At 65.0% G+C, this 19,386-nt stretch carries 16 protein-coding genes; 2 read left to right on the top strand and 14 right to left on the bottom strand.

Going from position 1 to position 19,386, the window contains the following annotated elements; translation table 11 throughout:
* Positions 1–3,329, top strand: a 3,329-nt coding sequence (locus Q0P59_RS11975; protein ID WP_295006694.1) for a Calx-beta domain-containing protein, incomplete at its 5' end; no start/stop codon positions are given.
* A 74-nt stretch (positions 3,330–3,403) separates the two neighbouring features.
* Here the strand turns inward: Q0P59_RS11975 and Q0P59_RS11970 are convergent.
* From Q0P59_RS11970 to nifJ, 11 genes are all read right to left on the bottom strand, one after another.
* Complete coding sequence (locus Q0P59_RS11970) at positions 3,404–4,099, bottom strand: Crp/Fnr family transcriptional regulator (protein ID WP_295006693.1); 696 nt, start codon at positions 4,097–4,099, stop codon at positions 3,404–3,406.
* A gap of 74 nt (positions 4,100–4,173) precedes the next feature.
* Entirely contained in the window at positions 4,174–6,012 is a 1,839-nt protein-coding gene (locus Q0P59_RS11965) for a VWA domain-containing protein (protein ID WP_295006692.1), read from the bottom strand.
* A gap of 3 nt (positions 6,013–6,015) precedes the next feature.
* The gene (locus Q0P59_RS11960; protein WP_295006691.1) at positions 6,016–7,101 is read right to left on the bottom strand and encodes a 4Fe-4S binding protein; all 1,086 of its coding nucleotides are present in this window, start codon (positions 7,099–7,101) and stop codon (positions 6,016–6,018) included.
* Complete coding sequence (locus tag Q0P59_RS11955) at positions 7,098–7,517, bottom strand: hypothetical protein (RefSeq protein ID WP_295006690.1); 420 nt, start codon at positions 7,515–7,517, stop codon at positions 7,098–7,100. Before Q0P59_RS11955 ends, Q0P59_RS11960 begins: the two co-directional genes overlap by 4 nt.
* Complete coding sequence (locus tag Q0P59_RS11950) at positions 7,498–8,280, bottom strand: CbbQ/NirQ/NorQ/GpvN family protein (RefSeq protein ID WP_295006689.1); 783 nt, start codon at positions 8,278–8,280, stop codon at positions 7,498–7,500. The genes Q0P59_RS11955 and Q0P59_RS11950 overlap by 20 nt, the downstream gene beginning before the upstream one ends.
* Positions 8,277–8,543 (bottom strand): cytochrome C oxidase subunit IV family protein, encoded by a 267-nt coding sequence (locus Q0P59_RS11945; RefSeq protein ID WP_295006688.1) that lies wholly within the window; start codon positions 8,541–8,543, stop codon positions 8,277–8,279. The genes Q0P59_RS11950 and Q0P59_RS11945 overlap by 4 nt, the downstream gene beginning before the upstream one ends.
* 2 nt (positions 8,544–8,545) lie before the next feature.
* Positions 8,546–9,142, bottom strand: a complete 597-nt coding sequence (locus Q0P59_RS11940) for a cytochrome c oxidase subunit 3 family protein (RefSeq protein WP_295006687.1) — start codon at positions 9,140–9,142, stop codon at positions 8,546–8,548.
* A 108-nt stretch (positions 9,143–9,250) separates the two neighbouring features.
* Positions 9,251–10,627 (bottom strand): cbb3-type cytochrome c oxidase subunit I, encoded by a 1,377-nt coding sequence (locus tag Q0P59_RS11935; protein WP_295006686.1) that lies wholly within the window; start codon positions 10,625–10,627, stop codon positions 9,251–9,253.
* Positions 10,628–10,645: 18 nt separating this feature from the next.
* Positions 10,646–11,074: a cytochrome c gene (locus Q0P59_RS11930; protein WP_295006685.1), complete on the bottom strand. Its 429-nt coding sequence runs from the start codon at positions 11,072–11,074 to the stop codon at positions 10,646–10,648.
* Positions 11,075–11,183: 109 nt separating this feature from the next.
* Complete coding sequence (locus Q0P59_RS11925; RefSeq protein WP_295006684.1) at positions 11,184–12,194, bottom strand: dihydroorotate dehydrogenase-like protein; 1,011 nt, start codon at positions 12,192–12,194, stop codon at positions 11,184–11,186.
* Positions 12,187–15,783, bottom strand: a complete 3,597-nt coding sequence (gene nifJ, locus Q0P59_RS11920) for a pyruvate:ferredoxin (flavodoxin) oxidoreductase (RefSeq protein WP_295006683.1) — start codon at positions 15,781–15,783, stop codon at positions 12,187–12,189. The genes Q0P59_RS11925 and nifJ overlap by 8 nt, the downstream gene beginning before the upstream one ends.
* 195 nt (positions 15,784–15,978) lie before the next feature.
* Between nifJ and Q0P59_RS11915 the strand changes: the two genes are divergently transcribed.
* On the top strand, positions 15,979–17,379 hold the full coding sequence (locus tag Q0P59_RS11915; RefSeq protein ID WP_295006682.1) for an NYN domain-containing protein: 1,401 nt from the start codon (positions 15,979–15,981) through the stop codon (positions 17,377–17,379).
* Positions 17,380–17,434: 55 nt separating this feature from the next.
* On the opposite strand, the gene Q0P59_RS11910 is transcribed toward Q0P59_RS11915, so the two are convergent.
* From Q0P59_RS11910 to panC, 3 genes are all read right to left on the bottom strand, one after another.
* Positions 17,435–17,947, bottom strand: coding sequence for a hypothetical protein (locus tag Q0P59_RS11910; RefSeq protein ID WP_295006681.1), 513 nt, complete (start codon positions 17,945–17,947; stop codon positions 17,435–17,437).
* 102 nt (positions 17,948–18,049) lie between these two features.
* Complete coding sequence (gene panD / locus Q0P59_RS11905) at positions 18,050–18,433, bottom strand: aspartate 1-decarboxylase (protein ID WP_027459146.1); 384 nt, start codon at positions 18,431–18,433, stop codon at positions 18,050–18,052.
* Positions 18,434–18,524: 91 nt separating this feature from the next.
* On the bottom strand, positions 18,525–19,349 hold the full coding sequence (panC, locus tag Q0P59_RS11900) for a pantoate--beta-alanine ligase (protein WP_295006680.1): 825 nt from the start codon (positions 19,347–19,349) through the stop codon (positions 18,525–18,527).
* Between the last annotated feature and the right edge of the window lie 37 nt (positions 19,350–19,386).

Below are 19,386 nucleotides of genomic sequence, written 5' to 3'. Positions count from 1 at the left end.
ACGCTGCACCGGTCGTCGGCACCGGCACCATCACCGACAACGATGGCACCCCGACGCTGAGCATCGCTGGTCCGGACCTGGTCAACGAAGCGGTGGGCACGGTCACCTACACCGTGACCCTGTCCAATCCGAGCGCCTCGTCGGTCAGCGTCAGCTACAGCACCGCCAACGGCACGGCCCTGGCCGGTAGCGACTACACCGCCAACAGCGGCATACTGACCTTCGCCCCGGGCGAAACGACCAAGACCATCACCGTTGCCGTCACCAACGACACGGTGTTCGAAGGCAACGAAACCTACGTCGTCAATCTCACTTCCCCGAGCAACGCCACCATCGCCACCGGCAGCGTCTCCACCACCATCGCCGACTACGGCACTGGCCTTGGCGGCAACAACGACGACCGGCCGACGCTGGCCGTGAATAGCGTGTCGCATCCGGAAAGCGATCCGTATGCCGTCTTCACGGTCAGCCTGTCGAACGCCAGTGCGGCGCCGACAACGGTCAGCCTGAGCCTGGCCAACGGCACGGCGACCGCCCCGGCGGATTACACGACAGCGCTGCAGTATTCGACCAACGGCGGGGCGACCTGGACGACCGGTACCTCGGCGACGATTGCGGCCGGTTCGACCAGCATCCTGGTTCGCGTGCCCATCGTGAATGACATTCTCGACGAGGCGAATGAAACGTTTACCCTGACCGCGACGCGAACAGCCGGTACGACCCTGAATGCTTCGGCGACGGGCACCGCTACGATCGTCGACAACGATTCGCCGCCGGTTGCCGTCATCGATAACCGGACCGCACCGGAAGACACCGTGGTCACCGGCAACGTGTTGAGCAACGATACCGACGCCGATGGCAACACGCTGAGCGTGACCCAGTTCGTGGTCAATGGCGTGACTTATCCGGCCGGTACCAGCGCGGTCAACCTGCCGGGTGTCGGTTCGCTGGTGGTCAATACCGATGGCGGCTATACCTTCACGCCATCGCTCAACTACAACGGTTCCGTGCCCCAGGTGACTTATACCGTCACCGACGGCGCCAACACGGCGACCTCGACGCTTAACATCACGCTGACGCCGGTCAACGATGCGCCGGTCGCGCAAAACGATACCAATACGGTGACCGAGGATGGCGTCACCACGCTCAATGTGAATGCGGCGAATGGCGTCATTCAGAGCGCGCTGGCGGCATCCGGTCGGGACAGCGATCCGGAAGGCGATTTGCTGAACGTGGTCGCCATTCGAACCGGTTCGGAAGGTGGTAGTGGCACGGCAGGCAGCGTTGGCGCTGCCTTGGTGGGAACTTACGGTACGCTGACCTTGCGCTCCGACGGTAGTTACGACTACGTCCTGAACAACAGCAGTGTGGCGGTTCAGAACCTGATGGCGGGACAGGTCGTGCAGGATGTCTTTACCTACACGATTAGCGATGGCCAGGGGGGAAGCGATCTTGCGACCTTGAGCATCAACGTCAATGGTGCGCTCGACATTGTCGCGCCGCCGCCGACCGTAACCCCGCTAACTGGCGCCGCTTCCGGCCTGAACGGGGAGTATTACGGCTACAACGGAACCGTTGGAGCCGGAACGCGGAGCCATGGCGACGACGGTACCGCAACCTTCGGGCTGCATTCCGAGGCAGGCAACCTCAATGCCGTTGAGGATCTGTACCAGATCATTGACGGCCGGAACGTGGCGGGTGGTGGCGGCAATATCGTGGGAACGGCGGGCAGCGCGGCCAGCAACGTGGCTGATGTTTCCTTCAGGGCGCGGGCTCTGGATTACGGCTTCAATCCCACCGTGAACTCGTCGTTGGGCTCCAATCAGGCCGTTGCGGCGGGGAGCGGCTTGTTGGCCAAGGACAATAACGCGAATTCGACTACCCGTGCGCTCAGCAACTTCCTGGATCAGGATTTGGGAACGGGGGTTGTGCAGACCGGCGCGCTCAATACCAACGGAACGTCCGGCCTTGGGCAGACCACCGATGCTGCAATTCGCCTTTCCGGGAAGTTCTACGTTCAGCCCGGGTCGTACGACTTCCGGGTCACGGCCGATGACGGTTTCCGGCTGCAAGTGGCGGGGCAGACCCTGATCGAATACGATGGCAATCAGGGACCGACGACACGTGTTTTCAACAGCGTGCAACTGGGTAACCTGGCTGGCGGCCTCCAGGAACTGGAGTTGCTTTACTGGGAGCAGGGCGGCAATGCCCGCCTGCGTATCGAATACAAGGCGAGCAGTTCCGGGACTTGGGAGACGATGTCGCTTTCCAATACCGCGATGTTTACCAACGAGACCGCACCGACCATCACCGATCCCCGGATTCAGGATCTGGTCTACGACACGGCAACCAGCCAGTGGATGTTGCGTACCGGGGCCATCCTTGATGGCGACGCTACGAACAACACCCTGACGGGCGGTGCCGGCCGCGACTTCCTGACCGGCAACGGCGGCAACGACACGCTGATCGGCAATGGCGGGGCAGACCAGCTTGATGGCGGCGCCGGCAACGACAATCTGCAAGGTGGCGACGGCAATGACCTGCTGATTGGCGGCCCGGGCAGCGACACGCTGATCGGCGGTCTCGGCGACGACGTCTACCGTTTGTCCGATACGGGGGATACCCTGACCGAATTGGTCTCGCAGGGGATCGATACGATCCAGCTCGATTCGACCTACGTCGCGGCCAATGCCGGAACCAACTATACGCTGGCCGCCAATTTCGAGAACCTGACCGCCTTCGATGGCGGAGCGATCAATCTGACCGGCAATTCTGCCGCCAACCGCATCGAAGGGAATGCCAGTTCCAACACCATTTCAGGTGGCGCGGGCAATGACTACATCATCGGTGGCGGCGGCGACGACACGCTGACCGGTGGTTCGGGCGCCGACACCTTTGCCTGGCGTCTTGCCGATAGCGGCGCGCCGGGAGCGCCGGCGGTCGACCATGTCACCGATTTCAATTACGGCGGCGGCTACAGCAACGTCGATAACGGCTCCGGTGCGCCGACGGGAGGGGGTGATGTGCTCGACCTGCGAGATCTTCTGGTCGGCGAGCGTACAACCTCTTCGAACTCGGGTAGCGGGGTCAGCTCGGTCGAAATCGACGATCTGCTGACCTATATCGACGTCAATGTCAGCGGTGGCAACACGGAGTTGCGGATCAGCAAGACGGGTGGCTTCTCTGGCGGTACGTATGCGTCCGGTGCCGAGGATCAGCGAATCGTGCTGGACGGTGTGAACCTCTATTCGGCGACCGGGGTTGCGGCCGGCGACGAGGCGACCCTGCTCAAGACCTTGATTAAGAACGGTACCTTGATCGTCGACTAAACGGGTTCAGTCATTGCGATCGGGGGCAGCCATGCGGTTGCCCCCGGTTGGCACGGCCAGTGCCGACCTTGCGGTCAGCCTTCGTGCTTGCGCAGCTTGACCACGCTCGGAATGTGGATCTTCCGGCCCTCGACGACGATCAGGCCGAGTTCGGTCAGTTCGTGCAGGATGCGCGAGAAGTGTTCCTGGGTCAGGTTGAGGCGGGAGGCGATGACGCCCTTGTTGGTCGGCAGGGTGACGGCGACATTGATGCCTTCGTGGTCTGCTTCGGGAAGCTCGCGGAGGAGGTAGCCGATGATCCGCTGCTTGCCGGAGTGCAGCGAATACGACTCGACGTCGGTCATCAGCTGGTGCAGGCGCATGGCCATGCCGGCCAGCATCTTGCGGCAGAGATTGTGGTCGCGCTGCAGTTCTTCATACACGGCCGCCTTGGACACGTGCAGCAGCAGCGAGTCGGTCAGGGCCTGGGCGAAGACGATGTAGGGCTTGTCCATGAACATGATGGCTTCGCCGAAACTCTGTCCCTGGGTCAGGATTTCGACGACCTTTTCGCTGCCCTGCTGCGACGTGAAGGCCAGCTTGATCTGACCATAGACCAGCAGATGGAAGCCCGAGCAGGGGTCGCCCTTGTGGAAAAGAATATCTCCCTTGCTGGCGTGGATTTCGCGCGTGCTCTTGGCGATCCGCGAGATTTCCTCAGGCGCCAGGCTGTTGAAAAGCGGTACGTGGGTCAGTAGAGCTTCGATGTTGATGGGGTGATTTCCATGCATGATGAATCGTGCCTGAACGAGGACGGCCGATGGTGGCACCGAGCTAGTTCTTTGGCAATACCTATTAGGAACTATTAATGTCGGGTCAGCTGCACGTAGAGCAGGGGGAGTCGCCGCGGCAGTTCCTCCGGCTTGCGGATGACGCAGAATCCGGCCGGGCCGAACAGATAGGGCAGGTAGGCACCGGCTTCGCGGTCGATGGTGACGCAGAAAGGCGTCAGCCCCATGGCGCGCGCTTCGTGGACGGCCAGCCGGGTGTCTTCTATCCCGTAGCGTGAGTCGTACAGGTCGAGATCGTTGGGCTTGCCGTCGGTGATGATCAGCAGCAGGCGCCGGCTGGCCGGCTGTTCGGCCAGGATGCTGGCCGATTGGCGGATGGCGGCCCCCATCCGGGTGTAATAGCCCGGCTTGATGGCCAGGATGCGCCCGCGTGCCGCGGCATCGTAGCGCTTGCCGAAGTCCTTGAGCAGGTGGAAGCGGATGTTCTGGCGGCGCAGCGAGGAAAAGCCGTAGATGCCGAAGCGGTCGCCGGTGGCGGTCAGCGCTTCGGAGAAAAGCAGCAGCGAATCGCGGATCACGTCGACGATGCGGTGACTGTCCGAGATCGGGGCATCGGTCGACATCGACAGGTCGGCGAGCAGCAGGCAGGCCAGGTCGCGTTCGCAACGGGCCTGGGCGAGATAGCCGCCGCTTTCCGGGGTGTGCCCCGAGGCGCGGTCGGCATGGTTGCGCACGCAGGCGTCGACGTCGAGCTCCGGGCCGTCGGGCTGCCCCTTCAGCCAGCGCCGTTGCGGGGCGAGGGCGGCGAACTGGCCGCGCAGCTTCTTCGCGGTGGCGGCCAGTTCCTGCGGCAGGGCGGCCGGTTCGGCATCGCGGGCGATCATCGGCTGCAGCAGGCAGTGCTTTTCCAGCATCAGCGACTTGCGATAGTCCCACTCCGGCAACGCGATGCCCGGGCCGATCGGCGTGTCGTCCTCGGCGGCCGAGGGCAGGTCGAGGTCGAACTTGACGCGCGACTTGGCGGTTTGGCCGTCGCGGATCAGCGACAGCCGGTCGAGATCCTTGGCGGCATCCTTGGCGTTCGGGTCCTCGTCTTCGTCGAAGGCGCGGTTGACGCGCACGTACTCGGCCCAGGTCGGCAGGCTCTCGGCGCGGAACATGGCGAGCATGGGGTTCTTGTTGTCGGGCGTCTCGACCTGCTCGGCCTTGTGCGCTTCCTTCGTCGCCTCGGTATTGCCGCTGCCCTCCGGCGGCAGTTCCTCGCCGGGGTCGGCAACCCGCCCGGCGCTCCGCTCCTCGGCGGCGACCAGCCAGAGCAGCACCGGTTGCGGCGGCCGCGATTTCCTGGAATTCAGGGGCGGCAGGCCGTCGATGCTGCCCGGCTCGCGCAAGGCCTGGCGCAACGCGTCCTCCTGCGCCGCCTCGTCGGGCTGCATCTCGGCGGCCGGAATGCGGCTGGCGAGATGCGCCTCGACCAGCCGTTCGTAGCGCTGGCGCAGCCCGGGGTAGCGCTGCAGCGTGGTCTGGGCGGCTATCTGGTTGCGCTGGAACCAGGGCTTGCCCGGGGCGATGTCGCAGGCCGCGATGGCCGACAGCCACAGGTAGAGATCGCGGTTCAGTGATTTCTCGGGGAAGGCGGCGATCTCCGGCGGCAGGCGCAGGGTTTCGGCATCGCGGCGGGCCGGCGAGACTTTTTCGTTGCTGCCGGCCAGGCGCTCCAGCCAGCGCCGGCGGGCGCCGTGCTGCTCGGCCGTGGCGGCGGCCACCTTGAGGCCGGGGTCGCCGCCGAAGGCGCGGAACAGGATGCCCGCCGTCTTCTCGACGTCGACCAGCTTGACCGCGGCTTGCGGGTAGTGGCCGCCTGCGGCCTTGGTGACCCAGTTGTGCCAGATTTTTCCGATGAATTCTTCCATGGGTTAGATTTTGCCTCCGGCGTCTTCGTCGGTATTTGATAAGGCTGAAAAACCAGCCTCGTTGCGTTGTGCGGCACCGCCGCTGACCCAGCGCAGGAGCTGGCCGTTCGGGTTGTCCCGGTTGGTCGTCGCGCAGGCCGAGATGCACTGGCCGCATTGCGTGCAGGCGAACATCCAGCGCTTGACGTTGCGCGGCTTCAGGCGCATCGGGCAGACGGCGTCGCAGGCGCTGCCGGAGGGCGGAGCAGGTTCCACGGGGCGAGGCCCCGTGGATGCGACCCCGGAGGCAGCGAGGGCTTCGGCGAGCGAGGCATTGGGGGTGCCGAAACGGCTAGCGCCGTAGCGGCCGTGGCCATCGAGGCAGCTGGCGCAGTCGGTCAGGCGCTTGCGCTCGAAGCCGACGACCATCGCCTTCTTGTTCACGATCCACGCGAAGCTCTGGAAAATGCCGATGGCGCAGCCGTAGCGGCAGAACAGGTGGCGGGCGAAGAGGAATTCGAGGCTGAGCACCGTGGTCGCCGCGCACAGGAAGATCACCTCGCCGCGCAGCAGCGTGAAGTCGAGCAGGCCGCCATAGACCTGGAAGGGCGGCATCAGGTAGGTCAGGCCGACGACGGCCCAGGCGAAGGCGAAGCCGACGGCGGCCGGGACGACGGCAAACCAGTAACGCCAGTCGCGCGGCATCGGCGTGCCATCCGGCTCCCAGGGCGGCACCTGTTTCTTGTCCCAGACCGAATGCTTGCCGGTGGCGAACAGCATCAGGCGATTGATGGTTTCGACCACGGAAAAGTGCGGGCACAGCCAGCCGCAATACAGGCGGCCCCATTTCCAGGCGACGCCGATGATCAGGGCGAGCGTGCCGAGCACCGGCAGGAACAGGAAAAGGATGATGTTGATGGCGGCCGTTTTCGGATCGCCGGTGCCGGCGATCAGCTCGTCGATGCCCAGGTGCCACGGCATGGTCAGGAAATAGGCGTGCTTTTCCGTCAGGTCGTAGCGGAACAGGTCGAAGATCGGCGTCACCGTGAACAGCGTGAAAAAGCCCATCTGCGCCAGCAGGCGGGCGCGTTGCAAGGCCGGCTTCTTCATGCCGGATCGCGGTCGATGGCCGGGCCGATCAGCGGGAAGCGCCAGACTTGCCCGGCCAGTGCCTTGACCAGCGCGAACATGCCGAACAGGACCAGCGTCGAATGGATGCAGGTGAAGTACAGGATGACGGCCACCCAGGTCCATTCCTGATGCAGGCCGCCGAGGGCGATGAACAGGGTGCTCAGCGTGACGATCAGCAAACCGCCCCACAGGCTGACGTAGGTGGCCTGCTTGAGATGCTGGCGGGCGAGCCGCGGGGCATCGCCCTTGTTGCGCTGCCACAGCCAGAGCAGGATGGCAAAGCAGACGCCGGGCGCGACGAGCAGGTTGCCGAGGAACAGCGCCTCGGCGATCACGGCCAGGTTCTGGCCGGGAATCTTTTCGTCGAAACCGGTGTCAGCGTCCGAACGTGGCATTGACGATTTCCATCAGCGCCTCGACCGTTTCCGGCTCGTCGGTCAGCGTTTCGACCAGCGCGGCGCGGCAGGCGGCGGAGACGTCGAAGCCGGACTTGATCAGGGTTGCGGCATAGACCAGCAGGCGGGTACTGGCCACTTCCTCCAGATCGCGGTCCTTGAGGGCGCGGAAGGCCTTGGCGATGCCGACCAGGCGCTTGGCCAGATCGGCGTCGCAGCCGGTTTCGCCGATCAGGATCGAGGTTTCGCGCTCGGCGCTCGGGAAGTCGAAGCTCATCGACACGAAACGCTGGCGGGTCGAGGGCTTCAGGCCCTTGAGCAGGTTCTGGTAGCCGGGGTTGTACGACACGACGAGCATGAAGTTGGGCGGCGCTTCCAGCGTCTCGCCGGTGCGGTCGATGGGCAGGATGCGGCGGTCGTCGGCCAGCGGGTGCAGCACGACGGTGGTGTCCTTGCGCGCCTCGACCACTTCGTCGAGATAGCAGATGCCGCCTTCGCGCACGGCGCGGGTCAGCGGGCCGTCGCACCAGTAGGTGCCCTTGTCGGAAATCAGGTGGCGGCCGACGAGGTCGGCGGCGGTCAGGTCGTCGTGGCAGGCCACGGTGTACAGCGGCAGCTTCAGGCGCGCCGCCATGTGGGCGACGAAGCGGGTCTTGCCGCAGCCGGTCGGCCCCTTGATCAGCAGCGGCAGGCGCTGGTTGAAGGCGTGTTCGAACAGGGAAATTTCGTTGCCGGAAGGTTCGTAGAAGGGCAGTTCGGTCATTTGAGGGAAATCCAGTAAGCAAGCAGAATCAGGCTGGAGACGAGTATAAGCCAGCCCTCGAGCAGGATGCGCCACATCCGCGGGGCTTCGCGCAGTTCCATGAAGTCGAGGATGACCAGCCGGCCCTTGACGAAGGCGATGACCAGCATGGCGACGATGGACGTGGTGCCGGCGGCACCGACTTCACCGAGGTACCAGGTGATGACGGTGGCGATCATCAGGACGATCCAGGCGCGATGGGCGGGGTTCTTGAGCAGTTCCATGGTCAGCGCATCACATAAACGAGCGGGAAGAGCACGATCCACAGCAGGTCGACCATGTGCCAGTAGGCGGCGCCGCTTTCCAGCCCGTGCGCGTCGTGGCTGCCGTAGACGCCCTTGCGCGCCTGCACCCAGAGCACGGTCAGGATGACCATGCCGAGGATGACGTGCATGAAGTGGAAGAAGGTCAGCGAGATGTAGAACATGTAGAAGGTGTTGGTCGACATCGAGATGCCGGCCCCGAACTTGGCCGAGTATTCGATGACCTTGACGACCAGGAAGCCGCCGCCGCACAGCCAGCCGAGCAGGATGTTGCGGGCGATGGCCGGCCCCTTGTCCTGGTGGGCAGCCTGTACGGCCAGCACGACGAACCACGAGCCGGTGATCAGCAGAAAGGTGTTCAGCGCGCCGAGGTTGCGGTCCAGCGTCTGCTGGTAGAGGTTGAATTCCTCGACGTGGCTGGCCCGGGCAAAGGCATAGGCGGAAAAGAACACGGCAAAGGCGAGCATCTCGGCCAGGATGAAGAACCAGATGGCCAGGTCGCCGGGCAGGCGGCGGGCGGGCGGCGCTTCGGCGGATGGAATGAGAATGGGTTCAGGCATGGTTGCCATCGTAGGATTTTGCCGGTTCCCAAACCTTGATCTGCCCCAAATAAAAAAGGCGCGGTCCGAAGAGCCGCGCCTTTGGGTGCTACCGGGAGGAATCGTCGCTTACGCGGCTTCCTTCTCGTCGCCGCCCACGAAGAAGCTGGCGATGTAGATGATCAGGCCGATCAGGAAGGCAGCGCCGGCCCATTCACGCATCCAGTAGAACAGGGCGATCTTGTCCTGGGCCACCATGAACGGCAGCGGAGCGTCGGAAACGCGCTGCAGCCACACCTGGAGGATACCGGCGGCGGTCAGGAACAGCGTGATGAACACGATGGCGACCGTCATCAGCCAGAACGACCACATTTCCAGCACTTGCGACTTGTTGCTGTTGGCAGCACGGCCGCGCAGGATGGGCATGGCGTAGGAGATCATCATCAGGTTGACCATGGCGTAGGCGCCATAGAAAGCCATGTGGCCGTGAGCGGCGGTGATCTGCGTGCCGTGGGTGTAGTAGTTGACCGGAGCCAGGGTGTGCAGGAAGCCCCACACGCCGGCGCCCAGGAAGGCCATCACACCGGTACCCAGGGCCCACAGGACGGCGGCCTTGTTCGGGTGCTCGCGACGACGACGGTTCACCATGTTGAAGGCGAAGACGGTCATGGCGAAGAACGGGATCGGTTCCAGAGCGGAGAAGATGGAACCCCACCACTGCCAGTATTCCGGCGTACCGATCCAGAAGTAGTGGTGACCCGTACCGATGATGCCGGTGATCAGCGTCAGGGTGACGATGACGTACAGCCACTTTTCGATCACTTCACGGTCAACACCGGTCGTCTTGATCAGCACGAAGGCCAGGAACGAACCGAGGATCAGTTCCCATACGCCTTCCACCCAGAGGTGCACCGTCCACCACCAGAAGAACTTGTCGAGAACGACGTTCACCGGGTTGTAGAAGGAGAACAGGAAGAAGACGGCGAGACCCCACAGGCCGAGCAGCAGCACGATCGAGATCGAGGTCTTCTTGCCCTTCAGCACCGTCATGGTGATGTTGAACAGGAAGCCGAGCGCGACGACGACGATGCCGAGTTTGGTCGGCAGCGGCTGTTCGAGGAACTCGCGACCCATGGTCTCGAGGATGTTGTTGCCGGTCAGTTCAGCCAGCGTGGCGTACGGAACCGCCAGGTAGCCGACGATGGTCAGCGCGCCGGCGATCAGGAAGGTCCAGAACAGGATCAGCGCCAGTTTCGGGCTGAACAGTTCGGTCTCGGATTCTTCCGGGATCATGTAGTACGCGCCGCCCATGAAGCCGAACAGCAGCCACACGATGAGCAGGTTGGTGTGGACCATGCGGGCCACGTTGAACGGAATGGCGGGGAACAGGAAGTCGCCGAGCACATACTGCAGGCCGAGGATCAGGCCGAACAGGATCTGACCGACGAACAGGCCGATTGCCGCGATGAAATAGGGTTTTGCAACCGCTTGGGATTTGAATTGCATGTTCAGTTCTCCTGTCGATCAGCCCTGGCTGTTAGGCGGCCAGTTTGCGTCGTTGATCGAATTGACGTGCTTCAGGAAGGCCACGATGGCATTCAGTTGCTCGTCGGTGAAGTTGAACTGCGGCATGCTGCGGCGACCCGGGATGCCTTCTTTCGGACGGCTCTGGATGAACGCCTTGACGCCTTCGTCGCCGTAGCGGACGACGACGTTGCCCAGTTCCGGAGCGAAGTAGGCACCTTCACCCATCAGGGTGTGGCAACCGATGCAGTTATTGACTTCCCACAGCTTCTTGCCTTCGGCGATTTGCGGCGTGATGTTGGCCCGCATGTCGCGCTTCGGCAGTTGCGAATGAGTATCGAATGACAGCGCAAGGAACAACAGGAAGAAGAAAATCGTCCCCCCGTAGAAAATGTTCCGCGCCATCGACTTAGTGAAAGCGCCACTCATTGTCTTTCCCCCTTTCGGAAATTGTTTGGCGGGTCGATGGTAGGTTGGGGGAGTGGGGTGCGGCTTTGATGCCTGCTAAAAATGCGGCAAGAATGTGTCGAAATCCTGCTCAGTAGCGGACTCCGGCGGGTGGCGTGAAGCTGTCGATGGCATTCAGGTAGGCGCTCCGGGCATAGGCCGAGGGATTGGGGTGCTTGCGCTGGCTCATCGACCCCTTGAGCTGTTCGAGCGAGCCGTATTCGTGCTCGGCGAGCCAGCGTTCCATGTCCTGCAGCATCTGCGAGATCAAGGGCGGGCCGTTGAGCAGCAGGCCGCTCGCCACGTGCGTGACATCGGCGCCGGCGAGCAGCATCTTCAGCGCGTCGGCCGTGTTGTGGATGCCGCCCGACGCGGCCAGCGTGATCGGCGTCTGGCCGCGCAGGATGGCGATCCAGCGCATGGCCAGCAGGCCGTCGGCCGAGCTCGAGAGCTGGACCCGGTCGACCACCGTCAGGCTGGCCAGGTCGATGTCCGGCTGGAAGAAGCGGTTGAACAGCGAGACGCCGGCGGCCCCGGCCTTTTCGGCGCGGCGGACGAAATTGGGCAGGGCCGAGAAGAAGGGGGACAGCTTGAGGCAGACGGGTATCCGGACGGCGGCCTTCAACTCGGTGAGCAAGGCGATGTAGCGATCTTCGATCCCGCCGGCGGTCTCGAACACCGTTCCCGGCAGGTGCCAGGCATTGAGCTCCAGCGCGTCGGCGCCGGCCGCCTCCAGTTCGCGGCCGAGTCCCACCCAGCCGGACAGCGAATCGCCGTTCAGGCTGGCGACGACGGGAATCTCCAGGCGTTCCTTGAGGTAGCCGACCTGTGCCAGGTAGCGGTCGAGCTTGCTTTCGTAGTCGCGGCGGCCGGGCAAGTGGCCGCTCGCTTCGCCGAAGGATTCGGGATGGATCAGGAAGCGCTCGATCATCCTTTCGTCGTTGCGCACATCCTCCTCGAACAGCGAGTGCATGACGATGGCGGCGGCGCCCGCGTCTTCGAGGTGGAGCGGCGCATCGGCGTCGCGGGTGAGCGGGGTGGATGACGGGACGATCGGGTTCTTCAGGGACAGGCCGAGGTAGCGGGTGCTCAGGTCAGGCATTGCTGTTCTCCTCTGCGGCAGGCGTTTCGGCGCCGGGCAGGGCCAGTGCGGCGAGGTCGGTGTATTCCCGATGGCGGTGGCGGGCCGCCGTTTCGGCTTCATCCATCAAGCGTCCGGCCGCTTCCGGGCGCAAGCGCTCCAGCACCGTGAAGCGGGCCTCGTGCCGGGCGAAGTCGCGATAAGGGATCGACGGCGCGGCACTATCCACGGTCAGCGGGTTGAGGCCCTGTTCGCGCCGGCGCGGGTCGTAGCGGAGCAGGGGCCAGTGGCCGGACTTGACCGCCAGATCCTGCTGGCGCAGGTTGCAGGACAGATCGACGCCATGCGCGATGCACGGGCTGTAGGCGATGATGATCGAGACGCCGGGATAGCTTTCGGCGTCGAGGAAGGCCTTCAGCGTATGCACATCCTTGGCGCCGTAGGCGACCTGGGCGACGAAGACGTTTTCGTAGTCCATGGCGATGCGCGCCAGGTCCTTCTTGCGGTTCGGCTTGCCGCCGGCGGCGAACTTGGCGACGGCGCCGAGCGGCGTGGCCTTGGAATTCTGGCCGCCGGTGTTGGAATAGACCTCGGTGTCGAGGACCAGGATATTGACGTCCTGCCCCGAGGCCAGCACGTGGTCGAGGCCGCCGAAGCCGATATCGTAGGCCCAGCCGTCGCCGCCGACGATCCACACGCTGCGCCGGACCAGGTATTCCGCCAGCGCCGCCAGCTGGGCCGCTTCGGACGTGGCGATGGCCTGCAGCGCGGCGAGCAGCTCGGCCACCCGTTCGCGCTGCGCCTGGATGCCGGCGTCGCTGCGCTGCTCCGCTTCGAGCAGCCCGCTGACCAGCGCCGGATCGAGTTGCGCCGCCAGGGCCTGCAGCTGCGTGCGCGCCGCGTCGGCCAGCTGGTCGGTGGCCAGGCGCATGCCGAGGCCGAACTCGGCGTTGTCTTCGAAGAGAGAATTGCTCCAGGCCGGGCCGCGACCGTCGGCATCCTTGCCATACGGCGTGGTCGGCAGGTTGCCGCCGTAGATCGACGAACAGCCGGTGGCGTTGGCGACCAGCATGCGGTCGCCGAACAGCTGCGTGGCCAGCCGGATGTACGGGGTCTCGCCGCAGCCGACGCAGGCGCCGGAGAACTCGAACAGCGGCTGCAGCAGCATGGCCCCGGGCAGGGCGGTGCGCTTGGCGTGCTGCCGCTCGAGGTCGGGCAGGGTCAGGAAGAACTCCCAGTTCGCCGCCTCGGCGGCGCGCAGGGGCGGCTGGGCGGCCATGTCGAGGGCCTTGTGCGAGATGTCCGACTTGTCGCGGATCGGGCAGGCCTCGACGCACAGCGTGCAGCCGGTGCAGTCCTCGGGCGCCACCTGGTAGCTCATCTGCGTGCCGGCCGGGTAGTCCTTGCTGCGCGCCGGCGCGTGCTTGAAGGTGGGCGGCGCGCCGGCGGCCTGGGCTGGCGTGAAAACCTTGGCGCGGATCGCCGAATGCGGGCAGACGAAGACGCACTTGCCACATTGCGTGCACAGTTTTTCGTCCCAGACCGGAATTTCCAGCGCCAGGTTGCGCTTTTCATGGCGCGCCGTACCGGTCGGCCAGGTGCCATCGACCGGGAACAGCGAAACGGGCAGCCGGTCGCCATGGCCGGCGATCAGCGGCAAGGTGACGCGCCGGACGAAGTCGTCGGCGGCCGTCGGCGGGCTGGGCGGCTCAAGGGCCGAGGCCGTTTCGGGAAGCGCCACGCGATGCAGGCAGGCCAGCGTCCGGTCGATGGCGCGGTAGTTGAATTCGGCGATGCGCCGGCCCTTGCGGCCGTAGGTCTTGTCGACGGCGCGCTTGATCGCGGCGATGGCCTGCTCCCGGGGCAGGATGCCGGAAATGGCGAAGAAACAGGTCTGCATCACGGTGTTGATGCGTCGGCCCATGTCGGCTTCATGCGCCACCCGGTAGGCGTCGATGACGTAGAAGCGGATGTTCCTGGCGATCATCTGCCGCTGGACGCGTGCCGGCAGGCGATGCCAGGCCTGCTCGGGCGGCACCTCGGTGTTGAGCAGGAAGACGGCTTCCGGCGCGGCGTGCGCCAGCAGGTCGTGGCTGTCGAGAAAGTGCGGCTGGTGGCAGGCGACGAAGCGCGCATCGCCGTCGCCGGTCAGGTAGGCCGAGCGGATCGGCTGCGGGCCGAAGCGCAGGTGCGACACGGTCATCGCACCGGACTTCTTGGAGTCGTAGACGAAATAGCCCTGGGCATGGAGAGCGGTTTCGTCGCCGATGATCTTGATCGAATTCTTGTTCGCCGACACCGTGCCATCCGAACCGAGGCCGTAGAAGACGGCGGCGAAATGGGCGCCGGCGGCCGCGGTGCGGAAGCTGGGATCGAAGGGCAGCGACAGCCGGGTGACATCGTCGCGGATGCCGACCGTGAAGCGGCGCTGCGGCGATGCCTCGGCGCAGGCGGCGAAAACGGAAACGACCATGGCCGGCGTGAATTCCTTGGAGCCCAGCCCGTAGCGGCCGCCGATCACGCGCGGCATGGCGGGGAAGCGGGGCGTCGCGCCTGCCGCGTCCTCGGCCAGCGCGACCAGTACGTCCTTGAACAGCGGTTCGCCGTCGGCGCCGGCTTCCTTGCAGCGGTCGAGCACGGCGACGGTGCGCACGGTCGGGGGCAGGGCGGCGAGCAGTGCTGCCGGCGCCCACGGCCGATACAGGCGGACCTTGAGCAGGCCGACCTTCTCGCCGCGGAGATTCAGGTCGTCCACGGTTTCCTGCACGGTTTCGGCGCCGGAGCCCATCATCACGATGACGCGCCCGGCATCCGGCGCGCCGGCATAATCGAACAGCCGGTAGGCGCGCCCGGTCAGCCCGGCGAAGCGCTCCATGATCCGCTGCACGATGCCGGGGAAGGCATCGAACCACGGGTTCTGCGCCTCGCGGCACTGGAAGAAGGTGTCCGGGTTCTGTGCCGTGCCCCGCAGCACCGGGTGTTCCGGCGACAGGGCGCGGCGGCGCTGGGCGTCGATCTGCGCCGGGTCGAACAGGGCCTTGAGGGTATCGTCGGCCAGCGGCGCGATCTTGGCGACTTCGTGCGAGGTGCGGAAGCCGTCGAAGAAATGCAGCACCGGGATGCGCCCGGCCAGCGTCGCGGCCGAGGCAATGGCCGCCATGTCCTGTGCTTCCTGCACCGAGTTCGAGGCGAGCAGCGCGAAGCCGGTGCCGCGCGTCGCCATCGCGTCGGAATGGTCGCCGAAGATGGACAGCGCATGCGTGGCGACGGCGCGGGCGGCGACATGGAATACGGTCGGCGTCAGTTCGCCGGCGATCTTGTACATGTTGGGGATCATCAGCAGCAGGCCTTGCGACGCCGTGAAGGTGGTGGCCAGGGCGCCGGCCTGCAGCGCGCCATGGACGGCCCCGGCGGCGCCGCCTTCGGATTGCAGCTCGACGACGGCGGGGACGGTGCCCCACAGGTTCCTGCGGCCCTGGGCGGCCCATTCGTCGGACAGTTCGCCCATGCCGGACGAGGGCGTGATCGGATAAATGGCGATCACTTTGGAAACGCGGTAGGCCACGTTGGCGACGGCTTCGTTGCCGTCGATGGTGAGCATGCTGTTCATGCGAAACCCCTGAGACGGTGCCGGTTCTCCGCCGGCTTGCTGCGACGCTGCGGGTGCTGCGTTGCAGCAACTTCATCATACGCCCGATGCTTGCCATCGGCATGGGCTCTTGTCCCGCATCGTGGAAGGGGCTTCCACGCAGCCGGCGGCGTGGCGAGGCGGTATACTCCGGCCTCCTACAGCTGAAAGCATTTCATGGCCGCATCCAACGACACCGCCAGCATGGCGCTCTTCTGTGACTTCGAGAACATCGCCCTCGGCGTGCGCGACGCACAGTACGAAAAATTCGATATCCGCCCCGTTCTCGAGCGCCTGCTCGCCAAGGGCAGCATCGTCGTCAAGAAGGCCTATTGCGACTGGGAGCGCTACAAGGGCTTCAAGGCCGCGATGCACGAGGCCAATTTCGAACTGATCGAAATCCCGCACGTCCGCCAGTCGGGCAAGAACTCGGCCGACATCCGCATGGTCGTCGATGCCCTCGACCTGTGCTACACCAAGTCGCACGTCGACACCTTCGTGATCATTTCCGGCGATTCCGATTTCTCGCCGCTCGTTTCCAAGCTGCGCGAGAACGCCAAGAAAGTGATCGGCGTCGGCGTCAAGCAGAGCTGTTCCGACCTGCTGATCACCAACTGCGACGAATTCATCTATTACGACGACCTGGTCCGCGACCGCGAGGCGCATCGGGGCGGCCAGCGCCGCGAGCGCGAGAAGCGTTCGCCGGAAGAGGAAGCCCGCCGCAGCGAGAAGCAGGAGGAGCGCAAGGCCAAGGCCGTCGATATCGTTTCCACCACCTTTGGCGATCTCATTGCCGATCGCGGCGAGAGCGAACGCATCTGGGCCTCCGTGCTCAAGGAAGTGGTCAAGCGCCGCAACCCGGGTTTCAACGAAAGCTATTACGGTTTCCGCAGCTTCGGCAACCTGCTGGAAGAGGCGGCGAGCCGCGGCCTGCTCGGCTTCGGCCGCGACGACAAGGGGGCTTTCGTCTTCCGTGCGCCGTCACGGCCGGCGCTGGTCGTCGAGGGCGAAGCGCCGGTCGAGGCGGTTGTCGCCGAGGCGGCGGTCGCCGTTGTTGGCGAACCGCTTGCCGCGCCAGGCGAGATGGCGGCAGCGGAGTCCGAGGCCTCAAGCAGCCAGCGCCGCCGTGGCGGTCGCCGCGGGCGCAACGGCCGGGATCGCGAACGCGTGCCGGCCAGCGAAGCAGTGGCTGAAACGGCTCCCGTGGCCGAGCCCGAGCCGGTCGTCGAAGCGGCGCCGGCCGCCGTCGCGGCAGCGGCGGGCGATGCCGCCGACACCAAGCCGCGTCGCGATGCGCGGCGCGGTCGCGGCGGTCGGGGCAAGGAAGTGGCGAGCGTTGTCGAGGCCGCTCCGGCAGCCGAGGTGACGCCCGCAGCCGAGGCCGCTGCGCCCGAGGCGGAAAGCAAGCCGAGCCGCGGCGGCCGTCGTCCGCGCAAGAGCGCGTCGTCGGAGGTCGCCGAAGCCGTCGTCGAATCCGCACCGCCCGCCGAGGCAGCCGCCGGCGACGCCAAGCCTGCCAAGGCCAAGCGACCGGCGCGCCCGCGCAAGCCGAAGGCCGCCGATACGGCGGAAGGCTGAGCAAACACGGAAAGGCAGCCTCGGCTGCCTTTCTTTTTGGGCTGGCTGCCCCGGGCTAGATGACGTTGAGCAGCTTGCTGCGCAGCGACTCGGCTTCGCGCTTGCCGTCGCGCGACATCACGATGGCGTGATACCACTCGTCGTACAGGTTGCGCAGTTCCTGGTGCCCGCCGCTCTTGTCGATGCGGTCGAGCAGGCCGCTGGTGCCCAGCGAACCGACGAAGGCATTGAGCGTGTTGGTCATGAAATTGCGCGCCATCTGCAGGCGAACCGGGTCCGGCTCGGCCGGCAGGTCGCCGAAGGCCGTGATCGAAGGCAGCTTGGCCGGAAGCGGCGAAGCGGCAGCCGGCGGCACTCCCTTCAGGTCGTGGAACTCGATGTAGCCTTCTTCCTCGAGCATGCCCAGCGTGTGCTGCAGGTCGTCGGCGAGGATCATGCCGCGCAGCTCCTCGACCGAACGCTTCCCATCGACGAAGATCAGGATTCGTCGCACGCGCGGCGACAGCCCTCCGGCCTTCGTGGCGATTTCGTCATGCCCTTTCTGGGTCTTTGCGAAAACAACGCCCATTGTTTGTCTCCAACTTTGGTGTGTGAATTTTTGCAGGGCATTGTACAGAAAAGAAAAACCCGCCATGCGGCGGGTTTTTTCGGGGCGTGAATTAATTCGCGATCAGGCGGCGGCCTGGACCGGAATCTTGTGCCCGCGACGCACGATGCGATTCTGCGAATCGACGTAGATCAGGTCGGGTTCATGCTTGGCCAGCTCGACTTCGTTGTACACGGCGAAAGTGGCGATGATCAGGATGTCGCCCGGGGCGGCGCGGCGGGCAGCCGAGCCGTTGACCGAGATGACGCCCGATCCGCGTTCGGCGCGGATGGCATAGGTCGTGAAACGCTCGCCGTTATTTACGTTCCAGATGTCGATCTGTTCGTATTCCTTGATGTTGGCTGCCTCGAGCAGGTCTTCATCGATGGCGCAGGAACCCTCGTAGTGCAGGTCGGCGTGGGTTGCAGTCACGCGGTGCAGCTTGGATTTCAGCATTGTTCTCTGCATGGTTTCACTCATCCAGAAGGTTGGGGGAAGCGCATTGTAGCGACAATATCCCCTCTGTCAACGGGCTGTAATTATGGATTTTGCTGCCGGGTCAAATCTCAATGTTATCAATGAGTCGCGTCGTTCCCAGGCGGCTGGCGGCAAGCACCACCAGTGGGGCGTTTACGCCTTTCGGCATAGCCAGGTCGGCCTGTTGCCGGATCGCAACATAGTCGGTTTTCCAGCCGGCGGCATTGAGCTCGGCAATCGCCTTTTCTTCCAGTTTGAGCGTATCGGCCTCGCCCTGGCGGATCGCATCGCGGATTTCGTTGAGCAGGCGATACAGGCGCGGCGCCTCGGCGCGTTCGGTTTCGCTCAGGTAGCCGTTGCGCGACGATAGCGCCAGCCCGTCGGCAGCGCGGACCGTTTCGCCGCCGACGATGGCGATCGGCATGGCCAGCTGGCGGGTCATGTTGCGGATGACCATCAGCTGCTGGTAGTCCTTCTTGCCGAACAGCGCGGCATCCGGCCGGACGATGTTGAACAGCTTGGTGACCACGGTGGCGACGCCGCGGAAGTGGCCGGGGCGGAACTCGCCGTCGAGCACGTTCTGGATGGCCGGCGGTTCGACGACATATTCCTGCGGCTCGGGGTAGAGATCGGCCTCGGTCGGCGCGAACAGCACGTCGACGCCGGCGGCGGCCAGCTTGGCGCAGTCGTCGGCAAACGTTCGCGGGTACTTGTCGAAATCCTCGTTCGGGCCGAATTGCAGGCGGTTGACGAAGATCGAGGCGACCACCGTGTCGCCGTGGGCGCGGGCCTGCTCCATCAGGCTGATGTGGCCGGCGTGGAGGTTGCCCATGGTCGGCACGAAGACGATGCGGCCGCGGTTCTTCAAGGCCGAACGCAGGTCGGCGATGGCGGAATGGATGTGCATGGTTGGAGTCTCTTGCGTGGGAAGGCCGGGTCTGGCG

Origin of the sequence: uncultured Dechloromonas sp., assembly GCF_945957265.1 — a bacterium.
GTDB lineage: Bacteria > Pseudomonadota > Gammaproteobacteria > Burkholderiales > Rhodocyclaceae > Azonexus.
The sequence above is the reverse complement of the archived record's forward strand: the minus strand, read 5'-3'. Positions and strand labels throughout refer to the sequence as shown.